The sequence below is a fragment of the Geobacillus sp. B4113_201601 genome, assembly GCF_001587475.1.
Taxonomy (GTDB): domain Bacteria; phylum Bacillota; class Bacilli; order Bacillales; family Anoxybacillaceae; genus Geobacillus; species Geobacillus icigianus.
Map to the genome: position 1 here is coordinate 90,644 of NZ_LQYX01000099.1, position 20,048 is coordinate 110,691.

The 20,048-nt window shown below is 49.7% G+C and carries 13 protein-coding genes and 3 pseudogenes; all 16 read right to left on the reverse strand.

Going from position 1 to position 20,048, the window contains the following annotated elements:
• Nucleotides 1-6 precede the first annotated feature (6 nt).
• On the reverse strand, nt 7-1,989 hold the full coding sequence (locus B4113_RS14410; protein ID WP_033023585.1) for a hypothetical protein: 1,983 nt from the start codon (nt 1,987-1,989) through the stop codon (nt 7-9).
• Nucleotides 1,986-3,506, reverse strand: coding sequence for a hypothetical protein (locus B4113_RS14415; RefSeq protein ID WP_235598014.1), 1,521 nt, complete (start codon nt 3,504-3,506; stop codon nt 1,986-1,988). Before B4113_RS14415 ends, B4113_RS14410 begins: the two co-directional genes overlap by 4 nt.
• A gap of 212 nt (nt 3,507-3,718) precedes the next feature.
• Nucleotides 3,719-3,889: a type I restriction enzyme endonuclease domain-containing protein gene (locus tag B4113_RS21260; protein ID WP_235207666.1), complete on the reverse strand. Its 171-nt coding sequence runs from the start codon at nt 3,887-3,889 to the stop codon at nt 3,719-3,721.
• A gap of 18 nt (nt 3,890-3,907) precedes the next feature.
• Nucleotides 3,908-4,321 (reverse strand): annotated as a pseudogene (locus B4113_RS20700) (type I restriction enzyme endonuclease domain-containing protein); the annotation flags it as partial.
• 274 nt (nt 4,322-4,595) lie between these two features.
• Nucleotides 4,596-6,470 carry an N-6 DNA methylase gene (locus tag B4113_RS14430; protein ID WP_235598015.1) on the reverse strand — a complete coding sequence of 625 codons (1,875 nt, stop codon included), beginning with the start codon at nt 6,468-6,470 and terminating at the stop codon, nt 4,596-4,598.
• 280 nt (nt 6,471-6,750) lie between these two features.
• Nucleotides 6,751-7,036: pseudogene (locus tag B4113_RS14435) on the reverse strand (nucleotidyltransferase domain-containing protein).
• 223 nt (nt 7,037-7,259) lie between these two features.
• A complete protein-coding gene (locus tag B4113_RS14440) occupies nt 7,260-7,697 on the reverse strand; it encodes a BrxA/BrxB family bacilliredoxin (protein ID WP_033023596.1) in 438 nt (145 codons plus the stop codon).
• 32 nt (nt 7,698-7,729) lie between these two features.
• Complete coding sequence (gene meaB, locus B4113_RS14445) at nt 7,730-8,878, reverse strand: methylmalonyl Co-A mutase-associated GTPase MeaB (RefSeq protein ID WP_033023597.1); 1,149 nt, start codon at nt 8,876-8,878, stop codon at nt 7,730-7,732.
• Nucleotides 8,875-11,070, reverse strand: coding sequence for a methylmalonyl-CoA mutase (scpA, locus tag B4113_RS14450; protein ID WP_033023598.1), 2,196 nt, complete (start codon nt 11,068-11,070; stop codon nt 8,875-8,877). The genes meaB and scpA overlap by 4 nt, the downstream gene beginning before the upstream one ends.
• The gene (locus B4113_RS14455) at nt 11,054-13,102 is read right to left on the reverse strand and encodes a methylmalonyl-CoA mutase family protein (protein ID WP_033023602.1); all 2,049 of its coding nucleotides are present in this window, start codon (nt 13,100-13,102) and stop codon (nt 11,054-11,056) included. The genes scpA and B4113_RS14455 overlap by 17 nt, the downstream gene beginning before the upstream one ends.
• Nucleotides 13,103-13,893: 791 nt before the next feature.
• A complete protein-coding gene (locus tag B4113_RS14460; protein WP_033023604.1) occupies nt 13,894-14,478 on the reverse strand; it encodes a Uma2 family endonuclease in 585 nt (194 codons plus the stop codon).
• A 23-nt stretch (nt 14,479-14,501) separates the two neighbouring features.
• Nucleotides 14,502-15,953: a cell wall metabolism sensor histidine kinase WalK gene (locus tag B4113_RS14465; protein WP_051962712.1), complete on the reverse strand. Its 1,452-nt coding sequence runs from the start codon at nt 15,951-15,953 to the stop codon at nt 14,502-14,504.
• Between the two features lie 3 nt (nt 15,954-15,956).
• Complete coding sequence (locus B4113_RS14470) at nt 15,957-16,631, reverse strand: response regulator transcription factor (RefSeq protein WP_033023606.1); 675 nt, start codon at nt 16,629-16,631, stop codon at nt 15,957-15,959.
• The gene (locus tag B4113_RS14475; RefSeq protein ID WP_033023607.1) at nt 16,628-17,605 is read right to left on the reverse strand and encodes a YncE family protein; all 978 of its coding nucleotides are present in this window, start codon (nt 17,603-17,605) and stop codon (nt 16,628-16,630) included. Before B4113_RS14475 ends, B4113_RS14470 begins: the two co-directional genes overlap by 4 nt.
• Nucleotides 17,606-18,197: 592 nt before the next feature.
• Nucleotides 18,198-19,520 (reverse strand): LLM class flavin-dependent oxidoreductase, encoded by a 1,323-nt coding sequence (locus B4113_RS14485; RefSeq protein ID WP_061912600.1) that lies wholly within the window; start codon nt 19,518-19,520, stop codon nt 18,198-18,200.
• A 172-nt stretch (nt 19,521-19,692) separates the two neighbouring features.
• Nucleotides 19,693-20,048 (reverse strand): annotated as a pseudogene (locus B4113_RS20705) (transposase); the annotation flags it as partial.

Below are 20,048 nucleotides of genomic sequence, written 5' to 3' on the forward strand. Positions count from 1 at the left end.
CCCTTACTAAATCAAAATATTTTCGCTGTCAAACTCTTCTAAGATCTTTTTTGCGTGCTCACGAGCAATGTACGGCTCCAGTAGCACCTTGGTGACCCATACAGACACAGCTTCTTCCTCGAGCCGTTCATCCTCTAATAACCGAAACCATTTTTTAAATGCTTCTTTTTGTTTCGTAAACGACATGACTTCTTGCACAATTTCCACAAAATTATTGAACTCACTGGACTTTTCTTTTAATATCTTAGCTTCTACAAGTAAAGGTACAGGGATGGACCCAAAGACTAAACGGTGCGTCCTTCTTAGTAACCGAATATCAGGAGTTGTTATCATTTCATTTGCGCTAATCACAGGCGAAAACGATAGCTTTTGAATGAACGAATCGGTCAACTCACTTTCTTCTTTTATGCTTATCAAAATCAATTCTGGCAACGACTCATCAATAGACACGCGCCAATGGTCGAGAAACGATTGTAAATACAATTCAGCAGGCGAATTTTCAATTTGGCATAAATGAAGAGACTTTACACAATCAGGCCGTGTATAATGAGAAAAGCAATTGATCAACGTTTTATTAGTAAAATTCTTTATATCTGGAAAAACCGTTAGATGATCATTTCCTGAAACCGCCCAGCCGATTGCCTGTGACAGTTCAAAACTAAATTCTCCTTTGACCACGACTGGTTTACGAAACAAAATCGCTCCGATGATCGTTTTCGCTGTCAACCATGCTTTATTCTCCTGCATGCCAATCATGCATAGGTTTTCTGCAATGGATGCCATTAAATGATTTATATCTTCATAATAAACTGTTGTTTCATCAACATCCTTCACCACCCATTGCGAATGATTTCGATCGTCTGATTCATTATGCACAGAGATATTTAAGCCTAAATTCGTAAAAGGTAGTAAATCAACCAAAGTATGGAAAATATTATCTTTCATTTCCTTAATCTTTAATTCCAATGCCTTATCGGCTTTTTTTAGTCTTTCTTCCCTTTCTTTTATCTGTCTTTCGATTTCTTCCATCTCAACGAGCAAATACTCTTTTTTTCTACGCAACTGTTCTGTTTCGTTCAATACTTTTCGATGCTCATCTTCGATTCTTGCTTTCTCCGCAGCAAGCCTTTCTTCTAATTTATCCTCTATTTCCCTTTGAATCACTGGGTACTGTAATAATTCTTCTTCAAATTGACCAATATCTTCCTTTGTTATTTGATATTTATCCAACAACTCAACGGCTCGCATAATGCGCTCATAACGAACTTGGGGAGGGAGATCGCTAACCAATTCGGATAGCTGGCTGATGACTTTTCGTGAAATTTCCTGAACCTGTTGCTGATCTTTCAACGTTTTTAAAGCATAACGCATAATCCGATCGTTAGTGGCACAATCGAGATAATCTTCGACAGGACTCGCTAGCATCGCCGATACAAAGTATCGCTCGATCCCGACGTTCTTATCATTATATTTAACGAGATGCATCCCTTTTTTTCGTATTTCGAGCAACTTATCGTCGGACGAATCAATCACCCATTTTTGTTCTTTTGTCTGTTTGACACGATAAGGTCCAACTAAATAATCATCGTTCGTTAAGAGTAAAATTTCTGAACTAAACTGCTGCGGGGCATCAACCCCGTTCTGAATCAAATAAACAATGTCATGATTTTGCGCAAGTGAAAACGGTATCGGAAATACCTCGTAATATTTCAAATTCTCCAATTCCTTTTTTACGATAAACTTTGAATATACAAGTCTTCCCGCGTAGTCTTCCTCATTTCTTTCTTCGATTGTATAAAATCCCACTTTCCCTGCGTGAATGTCTTCAGGAGCAGGAGACCATATCACTTCCCCCTCACTTGGATAATGCAATCGTGCTTCCTGAACCTCAATTAACTGGTGATCGCGATATTCCGCTAAAACTTTAACAAACACATATTTTTTATTTGGCTTTCTTTCTTTTTCGACAATCCCAAATATCGTCTTCACGACGATCTCCCCCCATCAATAAATTCCTTTACTATTTTTGGAACCTTGTTTCGATACGTCTTTACATAGTAGGCTAGTTTTGCCCGCAATATTTTATCTCCTACATTTTGCAACCAAAACTCTAGGAAACGATATTGTTCATTTGAAATCCAACAACACTTTGTTTGCTCAAGCTGCATATACGCCAATAAAACTTTGCGCCAATCGGGATGGGCTAAATCGCACATCTCTTGAGCAGAAAAGTCAAACGCCCAAACCCCAGGAATAAAAAGCTTCTCAACAGATGGATGAAAAAACTCTCCCCCTTGACTGAGCTCTCTGGCAAACCGATTTTTTTCTTTGATCCAGTAAGGAAACAAAAGAGGATCTGTTACTGAAACCGTTGTATATTTCAAAATGCTCTTTTCCTCACACAGCGCCAATGTCCGCTGGTCAACCACAACCCCGGATTCCAATCGTTCCGAAAAACATGGGTTCGCGTTTGGATCATAAAATAGATATAACATCTTTCCTTCATGTTTTTTAATGTAAAAAGTATGAAAGCCCTTTTTATGCAATATAATGTCAACATAAGAACTCGACAGCGGATATTCCCGACTCGTATAATCCGGTTGAATATGAACTAGGCTGTACTTTTGCAGTTGAAAGTCACGAAAAGATATTTGGATTCTACATTTTCCTGTTCCGATTAACATCGCTTCGCCTTTTCTTCCAAAAACTGAAGGATCGACTATATCCAAATAATAATACGGCGGTTTCAAGTCATATCCAAATTGCCGAAACCACTCTATTAACGGCTCCGCCAATAGAAAAGGAAGACGGATTTTATAGGCAAACCATCCATACTTTTGATTTAATGGTGTTACATCCATTTCCCTCGGAAACTCTATTTTTTTCCGTGACATCATATAAAACGTGTCACTCAGTGATAGTTCTCTAGGCTCAATCATGCAAAAGCTTTGGTTTATTGGCCGAAACAAATATGTATGGTTTTGAAACCCTTTAATATATTCAGGCCAAAACAAGCGGAGTTTCTCATAACATTCTTCATCTTTTCTAGTCGCAAAAGAAAAACTGTAGCTCTGCTTTGGAACAATCCACAGTTTATTTTCACTAGAGTTAGGCCAAAGCTGTGCAGAGGAAATAAAGGAATTCATTTCATTGCATTTTATTTTAAAGTGCAAATGATGCACGTCACATTGCATCACTTGAGAAGGCGTTAAATAAGGAAAGGTAATAAAAAGCTCCCAATCACGTTCCAATGGTTCAAATGTAATAAAGGGGCGGCTTATCATCACTGAATAATCATGAAGATGAGATGAACCTGACAAACGTTGAACATAAAGTTCGCATCGTTCAGACCCTTGCCCGCGTTCGTGACGAAAGTGAGCGGACTGCACCCTTCCTTCTGCTTTAAATACTCTCGCGCCGCAGCATGGACACGTATAGACAACCCCATACTTATGTGCGTTTTTCGCATGAACAAGTTGTCCTAACGGGTTAAATGCTCTTTCCATATGAACAGAACCCCTTACAAAAATGACTGGATGTTGTTTTATATCTTGACCACTTCAATAAACTATTGCTAATGCGACAAAACGATGAATTTCGCGGGGAGAGACAGCATATTCTCCATAACTGTCTCTCCTCAAAGCACCGATTGATCCCTTACATATTCATGCACTGCAGCTTCGCCTGCTCAAGCACATCTTCCACCGCTTTCGGCTGTTTATTTGGCGGATAAATCATACTTGCGCAGCACCTTCTTAATTTCAAGGCGCATGCACGCTTGGGCTTGCGCTTTTTTATCCCAATCGTGCGTCCGGTTTTCCTTTACCGTTTTCGCCAAATCCTTTGCGAGTTGAATTACTTCATCTTCCAAAATCGCTTCTTCCAACATTTTCGCGATTCGTTCATTCACTTCTTTTAAGTCAGGTGTGCCTGTTCGCGAAGATTTCATAATAAAGGAACGAACAGCGATAAAATAGGAAATTTCCTCTTTTTGTTCTTTCGAAAGCAAGCCGGTGCAAATTTTATAAACATCTTTCAGCTTTTTCGTTTCCGTCATAAACAGCAATTTTCTTTTTTCCGTTTGCTACACAAATTCTGCTCCTTCACGAATGACTTCATAACGCTTTTTGTCGCTATCACCGAAAAAGGCGCGATAATCAAACGAATGGAACATATTGCGCAACACTTCGAGGATGTTTAACGCGATGTCGCGGGCTTGGGTGTTTTCTTGCACTTTATCTTGGTCGCGCTTCGTATGCGTTTGCAACGCTTCTATTAAATTTTTCTTTAAGCTGATGTAATCAACAATCTTGGCCAACATTCCTTTTCTTAAAGGGGTTCTAGAAGGCCGGTGATTTAGTGCAAAACACTACTGATTCCATCCTTTTCTCAATTAAAGAAACCTTGCAGAATCAGCTTTCTTTTCTGAATGAAAATACCGCCGATTAGTGTGTGACAGCGGTTTTTCACCGCCCCTCTAGAGTCCATTTTACCATAAAAATCTTTGCCATTAAGGAACTAATTTCCTATAGCCCCGCTCTCCCTGTCATCCAACCTATCGGCAGGCGACAACAGGGAGAGCGGCGTTTTGAGTTTTACGATTGCATCAGTGTAAACGTCGAACGAATTCCCATTTTTTCGTACAGTTTTAAACTCGATTCAAGCCGTTGCTTCTCGAGTTGTTTCATCATGTCTTGAATGTGTTTTTGTTCTTCGAGATATGACATGATGATTTCCTTCTGCTCTTCGAACGAACGCATCGGAATCGGAATGTTCTCCAAATCTTTCATATTCAAAATCGTAACATTTGTCCCTGCCTGTTTGCTCAAAAGAAGATATTGCCCAACAGGGCTTTCCAAGAATATCTTTAAGTAAAATGGGTCGACATGGCGGTGCGGACGAATGCCGATAAAGTTATGGGAAATCAGTATATCTCCCTCATGCGGCGGGATGACCGCTATTTTGATCCCCGCTCCCCGAACCGATATAATAACATCGCCTTCTTGGACAAGATATGATTCAATTTTGGCATTGTTTGTAATTTCATAAGACGCGAGTTGATCGATCAACACCTCCCCATTTTGGACGTCAGATAACTTAATCACTTTATATGGCCCATTCTCTGTTTCTGCGTCTTTGGCTGAGATATTGATGCCGCGGTAGAAAGTGCCGATCCGTTTCAATGGTTGTACGCATGGCAAATTCTTTATGTGATCATGGTAAAACTTCACTTTTCCGTACGGCTCGATCGTCCATTCACTGCTTTGCAAATAGCGGTTGCTTAAAAGGTTCGCTTCTTCAATCTCCTGGACAGATACGAATTTGCTTACTTCATCCATCTCCAGCCCCTCATGATATATGGCGACAATCCGGTCGATATCTTCTTGGCGCAAATATTTTCTGCCTCTTCTCCGTTCACCATAATAATTTTCCGCGTTAATGAATAAAATGTTTCCTTCCCTCTCTGCACTTTTATTTTTATTCAGCACAAGAAGGTTGATCTGAATGGCTGCACCATGAAACAAAGATGATGGCAGAGCGATTATGGACTCAATCATATCGGCGGCCAATAAATGCTCCCTGATCACCTCCTCTGGCCCTCGTCTAAACAGCGTTCCGTTTGTGACGACAAGAACTGCTTTTCCGTTTTCCTTCAACGAAGAGAGAGCGTGCAAAATGAAAGCCATGTCAGCGCTCGTTCGCGGCAATCGGCCGTATACAAACCGATCATAACGGTCATTCATCAGTTGTTCATAGTTGTTTATTCTCATACCGAACGGAAAATTCATCATAATGTAATCAAACTTTTTCAACTTGTTTCCCTCTACAAATGCAGGCTCAGTAAGCGTATCTCCTTTGACCAAACGAGCATCGGTCCGGTCGTGAAATAACAGACGCAGTTTTCCAAGCGCCCATGCTCGCTGATTGATTTCCTGACCGTACAGCGCCACTTCGCAATGATGTCGCCGTGCATATTCGCTTGCTGCACACAACGTGCCGGACAGCCCTGAAGCACCATCATAAAACTCCCCTCCTTCCATACTTAAAAGGCGAATGCCTAGCTCATTAACACCAGCCGGCGTGATCAGCTCTACACCTTCAACCCCGGCCATATTGCCTGCGTACACAAACAACGATTCAATCCATTGTTTCCACTGCTCTTTCGTGAATGCAAAAGAATGAATCCGCGACAACAAATGATATAATGTATTGTTACTTAATCGGTCAAACAAGTCGGAAAACTCATATACTCCCTTTAGGAAAGGGACATGTGCTTCTATTTCGTTTAAAACTGCCTTTACCTTCTCCGCCAAAAAAGCTCCTTCTTTTAAAATCGCCCCTAAAGAGAGTTCGTCTGGAAGGCTGTAACGCTCCTTATCCAGTTCTAAAAATTTCACGCTTGCAATCGACGCGATCGTCTGCACAGAATCGATTACGCTTATATTCGCCTCGCTGCGCAACTGATTCATGAAATGAGATAATTCTCTTTCACACACCATTTAAAAGTCACCTCATTATTTTCCTTTAGTAATAAAATTACTTACTTTAAGTATCGACCAAAAAACTTTCTATCTGCATTATAATGCCAATAATAATAAAAAGTCAACAATAAGTTAGTAATTGAGTTACTTTTTTGTTCTCTTGTCCAAAGAGTGGCAATTGCACCTTTTTAACATAGTGCGCGCCCATCCTACAGCCGCCGGACACAAAAAAACAGCCGCCCACTCATGCAAGGCAAGCCGCCTAGGCTCACGACGGAGATTTCTCATCAATCGTTTTCCCATCGCGCTCGATTTCGCGCCCGACCGCTTCGTTCAGCGCGGCGAAAACAGCGCGGGGCATGAGTAAACGCCGACAATGTCGTCAATCTCCTCGTTGATTTTCCCCTTTTGTTTGCCGGTATAATCAATGCACAAATCAATGGCGGAGTTGCGGCGGCCGTGCCGCGCGCCCGCGAGCCGAACAAAACGGCTTTTTGAATGTCCTCTTCACCGGCGAAATACGCCATCAGCCGTTCAAACACGGTCGGGCTCATTCCATCGGTCACGGTCGATCATTTCTTTATATAAAGATGGATCGTTTATTGCTCATTCCGTTCTATCCCTTTAAAACTACGGTTCTCTTCTTCCTATCGCATCATTGACTCTAACGAAAAACAATCGGTATAGATGCTGTAGTTTGGTCCCCTGATGGAGAAGATCCAATTAATCGCGCAAAAAGACCCGGAGTTTGACCTTTTCGTCCCCCGGGTCTTTCTTTCACACTTCCTCACAATATTCGTCAAACAGCGCTTGCAGCTTTTGCACGACCGCCACCGGTTCGTGCCCTTCGATGTCGTGGCGGTGGAGCATGGCGCACAATTTCCCGTCTTTTAGCAGAGCGAACGACGGCGAGGACGGCGGCTCGCCGACAAAATACTCGCGCGCGCGGGCTGTTGCTTCTTTGTCTTGGCCGGCAAAGACGGTCACTAAATGATCGGGAAGCTTGTCGTAGTGGACGGCGTGGGCCGCTGCGGGACGGGCGATGCCACCGGCGCAGCCGCACACGGAGTTGATGAGGACAAGCGTTGTGCCTGGACGGCGAAACGCGGCATCGACGTCTTCCGGCGTGCGCAGCTCTGCAAATCCGGCTTCGACCGCTTCGCGCCGCGCTTGTTCGACGATGTCATTATAGAGCGGAAATTGAAATGGGAACATCGTGACACCTCCTTCGCTTTCCCTTTATCATATCATAGTTCGCCGCTCCGCTTCCGCTCATACGCCTCGATCAGCTCTTTGACGGCGGCGGTGACCGGCTTGGCGCCGGAAATGACGCTGTTTTCGAGCATCGGGAGCTTTTCTTTCACGATCGGGTCGGTGAAAAAGCGCGTTTCGATATATTCTTTGATCATGGCGTGCATCCAGTCTTTTTGCTGCTGGCGGCGGCGGTCGAAAAAGACGCCGGATCGCTTCGTCGTCGCGACGAACGTTTCGATGACGCGCCACATGTCGGCGATCCCTTCGCCCAGCAGCGCCGAGCACGTGTACGCTTTCGTCTCCCAGCCGGGCGTGGCCGGGCGCAGGTAATGGAGAAACTGATTGTATTCTGTTTGCGCCGCTTTCGCTTTTTCTTTATTATCGCCGTCGGCCTTGTTGATGACGATGGCGTCCACAAGTTCCATGATGCCGCGCTTCATCCCTTGCAGCTCATCGCCAGCGCCGGTTAACGCCAACAGGAGGAAAAAGTCGACCATCCCGCGGACGACAAACTCGCTTTGCCCGACGCCGACCGTCTCAACGAGGATGATGTCATAGCCGGCCGCTTCGCACAGCATCATCGTCTCGCGCGTTTTCCGGTGCACGCCGCCAAGCGCCCCGCCGGAGGGCGACGGGCGGATGAACGCAAGCGGATGTCGGGCGAGCGTCTCCATCCGCGTTTTGTCGCCGAGGATGCTGCCGCCGGTCAACGAGCTCGTCGGGTCGACGGCCAAGACGGCGACCCGGTGCCCTTGTTCGCACAAAAACGTCCCGAACGCTTCAATGAACGTGCTTTTCCCCGCCCCCGGCACCCCGGTGATGCCGATGCGGATCGAGCGGCCGACGTGCGGAAGGAGGGCATGAAGCACGTGCTGGGCAAGATCGATATGACGAGCCGCATTGCTTTCGACCAACGTAATCGCCTGCGCCAACATCGTGCGGTCGCCGGCGAGCACCCCTTGGACGTACTCGTCTACCGACCGCTCTTTCCGCCTCACGATCCGCTTTGGCGCCGGCGGGCGTTCGGCGTGCACGTAGGATGACGCGCTCTCGCCGTCCGCCCATTCCGGGCGGCGCGGCGACCCATCCGAAGCCGCGCTCTGGGCGCTTGTCTGTTCCCGTCGTTTTTCTTCGCCGTTCATTCGCTCACGTCCTCATAACCAAGTCGGGCGTTAATTTCATCAAGCACGGTTTCCGCCGATACTGGGATAACTGTTCCTGGTCCGAAGATGGCGGCGGCGCCGTGTTCGTACAAAAAAGCATAGTCTTGCGGCGGGATGACGCCGCCGACAACAATGACTATATCATCGCGACCATATTTTTTTAGTTCTGCAACGAGCTGTGGAACAAGTGTTTTATGGCCGCCGGCGAGCGAGCTGATGCCAACGGCGTGCACATCGTTTTCGACCGCTTGGCGCGCCGTTTCTTCCGGCGTCTGGAAGAGCGGCCCGATATCGACGTCAAATCCTAAATCAGCAAATGCGGTCGCAACTACCTTCGCTCCGCGATCATGTCCATCCTGTCCCATCTTTGCAATCAGTAGACGCGGACGCCGCCCTTCCCGCTTTGCAAACTGCTCGACTTTTGCTTTCACCCGTACGAGTTGGTCTTCATCCTTATATTCTGAACTATATACACCACTAATTGAATGAATGGTAGCGCGATGGCGCTTCGCCACTTTTTCGATCGCATACGAAATTTCCCCGAGGGTGGCGCGGACGCGCGCGGCTTGGACGGCGAGCTCAAGCAAGTTCCCTTCGCCCGTTTCCGCCGCTTTCGTAATCGCCTCTAGCGCTGCTTCGACGTGCTCGTTGTCGCGGGTCGCCTTCAGCTCGTTCAGCCGCTCGATTTGCCGCTTTCGCACGGCGGTGTTGTCCACTTCCAAAATGTCGATCGGCTCTTCTTTTTCCGGACGGTATTTGTTCACGCCAATGATCGTTTCCGCCCCTGAATCGATGCGCGCTTGGCGGCGGGCTGCCGCTTCTTCAATGCGCATTTTCGGGATGCCGGTTTCAATGGCTTTTGCCATCCCGCCTAAGCTTTCGATTTCTTCAATATGCGCCCACGCCCGCTTCATCAGTTCGTTCGTCAACGTCTCGACGTAATACGAACCGGCCCACGGGTCGATCGTCCGGCAAATGCCCGTCTCTTCCTGCAAGTACAGCTGCGTATTGCGGGCGATGCGCGCCGAGAAATCGGTCGGCAAGGCAATCGCCTCATCGAGCGCGTTCGTATGGAGCGACTGCGTATGCCCCATCGCCGCCGCGTGCGCTTCGATGAGCGTGCGCACGACGTTGTTGAACGGATCTTGCTCGGTCAAGCTCCAGCCTGACGTTTGCGAATGCGTCCGTAATGCGAGCGATTTCGGATTTTTCGGGTTGAACGTTTTCATCATTTTCGCCCACATGAGGCGTGCCGCGCGCAGTTTCGCCACTTCCATAAAGTAGTTCATGCCAATCGCCCAGAAAAACGACAGCCTCGGGGCGAACGAATCGATGTCAATGCCCGCCTTCAAGCCGGTGCGCACGTACTCAAGCCCGTCCGCGAGCGTATACGCCAGCTCCAAATCAGCCGGCGCCCCGGCTTCTTGCATATGGTAGCCGGAAATGCTGATGCTGTTGAATTTCGGCATGTATTTGGCCGTATAAGCGAAAATGTCGGCGATGATGCGCATCGACATCTCCGGCGGGTAAATGTACGTGTTGCGCACCATATATTCTTTCAAAATATCGTTTTGGATCGTGCCCGACAGTTTGTCTTGCGTCACTCCTTGCTCTTCGGCGGTGACGATGTAAAACGCCATGATCGGGAGCACCGCCCCGTTCATCGTCATCGACACCGACATTTGGTCGAGCGGGATGCCGTCAAACAAAATTTTCATATCGAGCACCGAATCGATGGCGACCCCTGCTTTGCCGACGTCGCCGACGACGCGCGGATGGTCGGAGTCATAGCCGCGGTGCGTCGCCAGGTCAAAGGCGACCGACAGCCCTTTTTGCCCCATCGCCAAGTTGCGCCGGTAAAACGCGTTGCTTTCCTCCGCCGTCGAAAAACCGGCGTATTGACGGATCGTCCACGGCCGCACGACATACATCGTCGGGTACGGTCCGCGCAAGTACGGCGGCAGCCCGGGCAAGTAATCAAGAAAATCGAGCCCATCGATGTCATTTTTTGTATAAAGCGGCTTCACGGCAATGTGTTCGTTCGTCTGAAACAACAGCTCATCGATCGACGCTTGCACGCGCCGCTCCACCGCGTCTCTCCACTGTTTCTCCTCCACATCGGCCGCCGCCGCGGAAAGCGGCATCTTGGTAAAATCAACGTCCTTCGCCATCCAACGCCACCCCTCTTTCCGTGAAAAACGCCACGATCACATCGTACGCGTTCGAACCGAGATGGATCGCCCCGTCCACGCCCGCTTCCGCGTACGTGTTCTCGAGCTCTTCCGGCGGTTTTCCGGCGACATACAGCTTCGCGTTCGGCTTGGCTTGCTTGAACGCCGCGGCCAACGCCGGAACGAACCCTAGGTAGTCGTCATCCGCGCCGCACACGATATAATGCGTCCCGTTCGTGTTCCGCACCCATTCGACCGCTTCCTCGACCGAGGCAAAGCCGTCGCTTCGCTCAGCCGCCACCCCACCGGCCGCAAACAGCCCGGCGATGAAATCGGCGCGCGCCTGATGGCGGACAAGCGGCCCGAGATTGATCAAGTGAACAGAAAGCCGGCTTCCCGTGCGCTCCGCATGCTCCTCGGCCGCCTTCCGCAGCTGCTCAAACGGCTCAGCCAAACGCCATGCGCGAATCGGCGCAATGGCCGCCGCCTCGTTCCCATCGGCGAGCGCCGCGGCCATTTCCCGAGCGGTTGCTCGACGGCGGGTCGCACGAATCATCGTTTCCATCCACTTTCCGCTGACAAGCGTGCGGCGAATGTCGGCCACCCGCTGTTCATCCAACGACAGCACCATGTTCACTGCGGCTTGCTTCGGCTTTTCGATCGGCGTTTCCTCCAAATTGGCGTACACGTTCGCGCCGACGATTTTTTCTTTCCGCTGTTTGACGCGCTCAAGCCGCCGCTTGGCAATCGCCTCCACTTCCGACTGCACGAAGCCGTCTTGAAGCGCTTGTTTCATGCCGCCTTTTTCCTCGACTTGCTGGAACAGCTTCCACGCTGCTTCGGCAATGTTTGCCGTCAATGTCTCCACATAATACGAGCCGCCCGCCGGATCGATGACTTGGGCGAGATGCGCCTCTTCAAGCAAAATGAGCTGCGTGTTGCGGGCGATGCGCCGCGAAAACGCATCAGCGAGCCCGATCGCTTCGTCAAACGGCGACACATGCACGCCATCGGCGCCGCCGACAACGGCCGCAAACGCTTCCGCTCCGGCGCGAAGCATGTTCACATACGGATCGTACACCGTTTTTGTAAAGGGTGACGTGCGCACATGCAGTTCGATGCGCCGTGATGATTCGCTGCCGCCAAACGCTTCGATCACTTGCGCAAACAACCGCCGCGCCGCCCGCAGCTTGGCGATTTCCATGAAAAAGTCGGCTCCGACGGCGAGCGACACTTGCATCCTTGTCGCGATGTCATCAATCGTCAAGCCCCGGTCCAGCCCGGCGCGGATGTACTCGACGGCCGCCGCCAACGAAAACGCGAGCTCCTGCACGGCGTTCGCCCCGCCGTTATGGTACGGCTCGCCGCGCACGAAAATCGTGCGAACGGCCGGCATTTGTTCCATCGTCCACTTCGTCACTTCCGCCATTTCATCATCCAGCCGCTCAAGCGAACACGGGAGCGTCCCCTGTTCCGCCCAAGCGCCGAGCGGATCCATGCCGATCGCGCCGCGCACGCTCGAGAGCAAGACGCCCCGTTCCTTGAAATAAGCGGCCAAAAGCGCCAAAAACGGAAGCGACCGCGCCCCGGCGTCCACACGGAGCGAATAGCGGTCAAGCGGCACGCCATCCAACATTGCGGCCACATCCTCCACCGACTCGACGGCAAACGGCAGCCGCCCGAGAGCGAAATGGATTTCTGTCTGTCCCCGCGCTAAGTCATGCTTCACCGCCTCGTTCCAGTCGGACGGGCTTGCCGCCGAAATCTCTTGGCTCACCTTCCACGGCTCGCCCCGATACCCTTCCGGCCGCGCCCCGCGCACGTACTGACCAAAACCCGGATACTGCTCCAGCGGGCCGAGCGCCTCTACATCGCGGCGCGTATAAAGCGGCTTCACCGCTATGTTTTCGTACGTCATCGTCACCAACCGCTCGAGCGGCCTGCCTTTCAGCGACCGTTCCGCTTCTTGCTCCCACTCCTCCATCGGCGGAGCCGGAAACGCCGCTTCCTTCATCTTCGCGACATCGCTCATTTCCCATCCCCCTTTGCGTCTTCTGCCAAAAAAGAAACCGCTTTCGTTTTTTCGCCTGAAAACGAGCCGCACCCGATGGCGCCTCACGCCAACCGAATGAAGCCGCGCTTTGGTGGGAAAAAACGGGTTCTATGTTTATTGTAGTACATCGGCCGCGTTTGGGCAATGAACAAAACACCTTGTTCCTGGCTGTTGGTAAAGGAGAGCTACGCACCAAACCGCGAAGGTGCGCTTTTGTTTCCGACCACATGACTCAACCGAAGAGCCGTTCCCTGAACGTTCCCCATCAACCGCCGATGCCGCGTTCGTTGCGCTGGGCCGTCCAATGAATGCGACATCGGCTGGACTGGGGAAAAACGGCTGATTCCCTTGAGCGATGGGAGGGAACGTGTGAAAAGCGATACCGATGCTACAGGGCTTTTCTACTTTGAGCAACGAGGCTGGTAAGCGGCATACTTCTTTAAATCACCGGGCTTCTAGAAGGCTGGGGAAAAACGGCGGATTCCCTTCATCAATGGGGGAATGAGCGAAAAGCAGGACCGATGGAACAAGGTTTTTCTAATTGAGAAATAACATTGTAAATCCGTATCCACGAGTAAATCACCAGCCTTCTAGGAGGCTGGTGATTTCGTGCAAAATGCTACTGATTCCATCCATTTCTCAATTAGAGAAACTTTGCAGAACCAGCTTTCTTTTTTGAATGAAAATGCCGCCGATTGGTGTGCGACAGCGGTTTTTCACTAGCCTTCTAGACAACATACTGCCTAGCGAAGATGTCAATGGCCATTTGTTCATTCGAAAATGTTTCGCAAATCGATGAACAAATCCTCCCATCCATGAACGGGAATGGTGTCATCGCGGCTGTACACTCCGCGAAGTTCGAACTTCCCTGTTTTCTCACGCAAATACACTTCCACGACTTGATTCGCCGGGTCAACGATCCAATATTCCTTCACCCCAGCCCGCTCGTACGCGATCCGTTTGTCCATCCGGTCGATTTTGGCCGTAGCGGGAGACAAGATCTCGATGACCAAATCTGGAGCACCGACAATGCGGTTTTTTTGAATTTTGTTTTTGTCACAGATGACCACAAGATCGGGACATACCCAATTTCGGACGTTTTCATCCATCCATCCCTTGCGATGATCTTCAAAAAGGTACACATCGATCGGGGCGGCCAACACGCGACAATCCTTCCCTCTGAAATACATTCCGAATTCGATCGAAAGCTGGAGCGAAATCGATTGGTGTTCCGGTGTGGGCGACGGCGCCATGCTGATGATATTCCCGTCCAACACCTCGCACCGTTTTCCTTCCGGCCATGTCGCATACTCTTTGTAGGTCATCGGGGCCTGTTCCTTTTCCCTTGAACCCATTTCCTCCACCTGCCTCCGAATTTTTATATTGATGATACACCATCCGTTCCTTTGTCTTGAACGTATGTTTCTTCCCCTTCCCTAACGAGCGGCAGGCGGACAGATACCGTCGTTCCGCGGCCGAGGTCGCTGTCGAACTGAATGGCGCCGCCATGAAGGGCGACGATTTGCTTGACGATGGCCAGCCCTAAGCCGGTGCCGCCTTCTTTGCGGGTGCGGGCGCGGTCGACGCGGAAAAAGCGCTGGCCAAGAAGCGGGAGCTGGTCTTTCGGGATGCCTTTTCCCGTGTCTTCGATCACGAGTTCTCCTTCTGCTTCCGACAGGCGGGAAAGCCGCACCGTCACCGCGCCGCCTTCCGGAGTATAGCGGATGGCGTTGTCAAGCAAGTTGCGCACGACTTGTTCGAGCCGATCGGCGTCGCCGTTGACGATGACGTCATAGTCCAAATCGCATGACAGTTTGATCCGCTTTTGCGCGGCGATCGGTTCGTACATGGCGATGACATCTTCGATCACTTGAGCGAACGCCACGGGCGCGCGCTCGAGCGGCACGCTTTGCCCTTCAAGGCGCGCCAAATCGAGCAAATCGCCAACAAGCCGCTCCATCCGTTCCGTTTCGCGGTGGATGAGGCGAAGATACGCCTTTTCTTCTTCCTTCGTCTTCGCAAAACCAGCGAGAAGCGCTTCGCTGTACCCTTTCATATAGCTGAGCGGCGTGCGCAATTCATGCGAGACGTTCGCTAAAAACTCGCGCTTTTGCTCGTCTTCTTTGGCAATGGCGTCGGCCATTTGGTTGAACGCCTTCGCCAAGCGGCCGATTTCATCATCACTCCGCACGGGGATGCCCGCTTCGTAGCGCCCTTCCGCCATGCGCTCAGCAGCCCGTTCCATCGCCTGCAACGGCTCGACCAGTTGCCGCACCATCCGTCGGCCGACAACCAAAAGCGCGGCGGCGAATACGGCGGCCAACGGCCAAAACGCGGCGGCTGCCTGTTTCGTTGCTGCTTGGACGTCGGCGAGCGGCATATACAAATAAATCGCTCCCATAAGCCGCTTGTCATCAAGAAGCGGAACGGCGACCGCCATCACGCGGCGGCCAAACCGCTTTTCGTAGCCGGTTTTGACAACCGGCTTCCCGGCTAGCAGCGTTTCCCGGTCGCGGCCGCTGACTAACGCGTCATAGTGGACCGGAAACGGAAAACAGGCGCTCAGTTCGCGCGGGTTGTCGATCAATAGGATGGTGGCCGTCGATTTTTCATCATACCATTCGATTTGCCGGCGGTATTCCCGAGCGATCGCCCCGCCCCGATAGTCGCGGGCGAGGCTCGTCCCTTCCGCGATCAACGTCCGCTCGACTTCTTTCATGTACACCGTCCGGTAAAAATAATTCAAAAGGCCAAAGGAAAACGCCAGCGTCACCACGACCGCGGCGCCGATCGCCAGCCATACTTTTTGCCCTAAGCGGAGCCGTTTCATTTCTCATCCCTCAAATTTGTAGCCGATGCCCCAGACGGTTTGGATGTGGCGGCCGGCGTCTTTCATCTTCATGCGCAATGTTTTCACATGAGTGTCAACGGTGCGGGCGTTTCCGGTGTAATCATACCCCCACACATGGACGAGCAAGTCATCGCGGCTGAACGCTTGCCCGCGGTGTTTCGCCAAAAACAGCAACAGCTCAAACTCTTTCAACGTCAATTTCACCGGTTCGCTGCCAACGGTCACGGTTCGTCCTTTTTCGTCAATAACGAGGTCGCCAAACTGCAACCGCCCATCGTTCTCGCGCCCGCGCCGCACCCGGCGCAGCACCGCCTCGAGACGGGCGATGAGCTCTCCCGGGCTGAACGGTTTGACGATGTAATCATCGCCGCCTAGCTTGAACCCTTTCACTTTATCCCATTCTTCGCCGAGCGCAGTCAAAAACAAAATCGGCACGTCCGACTGCTCGCGGATGCGGGCGCAGACGGCGAATCCGTCCTGTTTGGGCATCATAATGTCCAATAGTACGGCATCGACCGAATGTTGGGAAAGCAGCGCCAGCGCCTCCTCCCCGTCTTCCGCTTCCAAGCAGCGAAAGCCGGCGTTTTCTAAATACATGCTGACCAATAGACGCATTTCTTCTTCATCATCGACGATCAAAACGGTTCGTTCGCTCATGTTCGTCCCTCCCGAATGAGCAGCTGCAGCGGGCCGTCGCCCGTCTTCCAGCGGGCAAGCGGCCGCAGCGTCGCTTCATCGACCACGATCATTTCATCGCTGTCATAGCTCGCGATATACAAACGACCTCCTGCCGCTTCCATGGCAAACGGGTTGGCGCCGACCGAGACAGAGTCAAGCCGCTTCCCACTTGGCAAAACCCGATAAACCGTGTTCGAGCCATGGCATAGCACAAACACGCCGCGATCCGTTTCAACAAAATCGACCGGCATGACCGGCGCGGCGATCGTCCGAAGCAAGCGGCCGTCTTGCAGCGAGTAAACATGAATATTCGTTTCCACACGGCTTCCGCTGCCGTGCCCGCCGACCCACAGCTCCCCTTGCTTCTCGCGCACCACTCCGCCTAAAGCGAACTTCGGCACGGCAAACGAACGGATGACGCGGCGGCGGTCCACATCGATGACCCTCGCCCGTTCGTCTTGAAAATCGATCACATACAACCTCGTTCCAGCGCGATTGACAAGCAACGTCATCGGAGAGCGTCCGACCGAAAGGCGGGCGATCTCTTCCCCGTCCCGGCTCACAACGCGCACCGCGTGATGTTCGCTGTCGCCAAAAAACCACGTGCGGCCATCCGGGGATGGAGCAGCACTCACAATGCCGCTCCCCGTTTTCCACTGGGCGAGCGGCTTCCCAGTCGCAAGGTCGTACCGGTAAACGCCGTCAAGATCCCGCCCGTACAAAAGCAGCGTCCGGCCGTCCGCGCTCAACGCCCCGCCTTGAAACGGTTCGTTGATGTTCCAACGGGCGACCTTGCCGCCATGTTTCGCGTTCAAAAAGGTGACCGTTTCCCCTTTGACATCGAGGCTGATGACGACGGAAAGCGAATCAGCCACCGGGGGAAACGACGGATGGGCACAGCCGCTTAGCAGAAAGAAGCAACCTAACAGCATCCACACGCTCGCTCGTTTCATCTCGTTTTTCTCCTCCGCACGTTCGTTTCTGCCCTCATTATACCTCACATTTGTGAAAGAAGTTTGAAATCGCGCCATGCAAAAACCCCCACCGCCAACCGATGGCGATGGGGGAAGCGTTAAAAAGAAGAAAAACAGGGAAATATGGTTTCGTTCCTTCAAAAGGGATGAAACGGAATGGAAGAGTTGGCTCAATGAGTACAAGACGGATTGTTTGAACGCCAGGCGGGATCCAAAGGACAAAGGCATGAAAGAAGGGATCATCGACAGTATTTTGTTTGCAAAGGAAATAAGAATCCCCCACTTCCACCGGCATTAGCCAATAAGTGGAGGCGGTCCCATCTTTTTAGTACAGGAGGATGATTGAATATTAATGTGTCCCTAAAAACCCGTACATATATAGAAAGACAAAGAGAAAGGTTAATAAAGCCCCGATCATTGTTTGATTATGTGTGCTTTCATTTCTGTACAAATTCTTTAAAAAGCTCACCAAATTTAAAAACCATAAAACACCTATTATCGGTAAAATAAGTAAATATATACCCGTGGTGCTAGTTGAGCGCTAGCGCTCAACTAGCACCACGGGTAGCTTTTATACATTTGAAGAAATATTTCGATATCGTGCAGCAATATGATCATCCGGTAATCGATAATTTCCTTTACCGAACAATTTTTCTCTATAGGTTCCTTCGTCATAATCTACTCGGTATAGACCTCGTTTCTGTAATTCAGGAACTACTAGTTCAATAAAGTCAACAAAAGTACCTGGTGATATATATTGTACTAGATTAAATCCATCAATACCTGCTTCCTCAACTAAATATTGCATTTCGTCAGCAACTTTTTTTGGAGTACCTACAGATAATTTAAACCATTTACCATCGAGTTTACTCATATTATTAATAATTTCTCCAACAGATAAGCTACCTATATAATCATTAGAACTATATTTAGATAAATCGTATCCTGTTCCACCTCCATAATGTGCTAAATGCCCTTCTAGGCTCCAATATTTTTGGAAAGAATTTAATTTTTCCATTGCTTCTTCATGTGTTTTTCCAACAATTACACATATTCCAGCAAACATTTTAATATGATCTGGATTACGTCCATACTTTTTGGCTCTTTTTCTTATGTCGTCGACAAAAAATTTTAGAGTCTCTACATCTTTTCCACCTAAGAATACACATTCTGCATGTTTTGCCGCAAATTCGCGTCCCCGTTCGGACATACCTGCTTGATAAATGACTGGCGTACGCTGAGGAGAGGGTTCGCATAAATGGGGACCGGGAACTTCGAAATATTTTCCTGAGTGATTTATTTTGTGTACTTTGCTCGGAACAGTATATATATTATTGTCTATATCTCGAATTACTGCATTATCCTCCCAACTCCCTTCCCATAGTTTATAACACACTTCTAGATATTCATCTGCCATATCGTAACGCTCATCATGTTCAAGTATTTTTTTAATACCAAAGTTCTTATCAGCACTCGGGAGATGCGAAGTTACAACATTCCAAGCAATTCTACCTTTTGTCAAGTGATCCAGTGTTGACATACGTCTTGCGTGGCCATATGGATGCTCATAGGTTGTTGAGAATGTAACAGCGAATGCTAGATGTTTTGTTACATAGGCCATCGCTGAAACAAGCATAAAGGGATCATTTACAGGAATTTGAACAGCTTCACGAACCGCAGTATCCCTACTTTGTTTATAGACATCATAAATCCCAACTACATCAGCTAAAAATAAAGCATCGAATTTCCCATTTTCTAATAATTGTGCAAGTTCTACCCAATAATTTAAATCTGTATAACGGTGCCTCTGATTTTCAGGATGCCTCCAAAGCCCATGAGCGATATGACCTACACAATTCATTTCAAATGCATTAATATAGATTTTTTTTACCAATATATTCCCCTCCTAATATTTATTTAGGTTTTTTTATTTTTTAACTCACATTTCGCACCCTAACAGGGTAGAAAGAAAGGATTTTTTATTTCGTTTTTTAGAATACCATTTCGACCAACACAACGAGCAACGGCAATCCTTTTTTTACCATCTCTAGTCGTTCCGTATGACGTTACACGTAAATGTTCTCATCCATGCCCAATCCCTGCAGGATCCTTCGCTGATCAAGGGTGAGCGGTTTCCCTAACGCGCGTTGGATGTGCCCATCCGGCAGCTCCAGTAGGACGACGTTCACATACCGGAACAACTGAAAAATTGCCTGTCCGGTGGGTCGGGTCAGTTTCCGGCCTCCCGCGCCCTTTCATGGGCGTTCCGGGGTAATGAGCTGACGCACCCGGCACTGGAAGACGCGGTAAATGGCCAAGGCCAACAGAAACAAATAACCCAATACTGCGACCCGTTCTGGTTTTTTGACGTAAATCTCATCCGTAAAGAACGGGTCTTTCAAGAAAGAGAAGTTCATCTCCA